Annotated in this window: 1 pseudogene; it reads right to left on the bottom strand. The window is 67.3% G+C overall.

Features of this window, described 5'->3' with window-relative positions:
• Positions 1-221 (bottom strand): annotated as a pseudogene (locus G6017_RS16905) (alcohol dehydrogenase catalytic domain-containing protein); the annotation flags it as partial.
• Positions 222-483 lie beyond the last annotated feature (262 nt).

Raw genomic sequence — 483 nt, 5'->3', positions numbered from 1 at the left:
GGGATGAACGCCAGGACGACGTGGTCCCCCTCCTCGAGCCCGGTGACACCCTCTCCCACCTTGGTCACCACGCCCGCGCCCTCGTGGCCACCCATGATCGGATAGGTCTCGAACTGCAGGTCCCCCGTGAGCAGGTGCTCGTCCGAGTGGCACAGCCCCGAGGCGGCGAGTTTGACCTGCACCTCCCCCGCCTTGGGGTCGTCGATGTCGACGTCGACGATCTCCCAGGCGTCCTGCTTGGGTTCACGGATGATGGCTGCTCTGGTGCGCATGGCATTACCTCTCGGGTTGAACGCGGGCGATGTGGTGACGGTCACACATCAACGACATCGCATACGCTACGCGTCCGGCGTCGCCCAGGAGGGCGGTCGGCGCTCAAGAAATGCGGTCATCCCCTCGGCGACCTCGGCGGTGGTGAACAGGCGGGCGGTCACCCCGGCCAGGTCTTCTCCACGGGCGTCGAGATCGGCCAGCATCGGCGCC

Source organism: Dietzia sp. B44, assembly GCF_014145245.1.
In the GTDB taxonomy this organism is placed as follows: domain Bacteria; phylum Actinomycetota; class Actinomycetes; order Mycobacteriales; family Mycobacteriaceae; genus Dietzia; species Dietzia natronolimnaea.
Note: the sequence above shows the minus strand (reverse complement) of the source record. Positions and strands in the feature narration are given on the sequence as shown.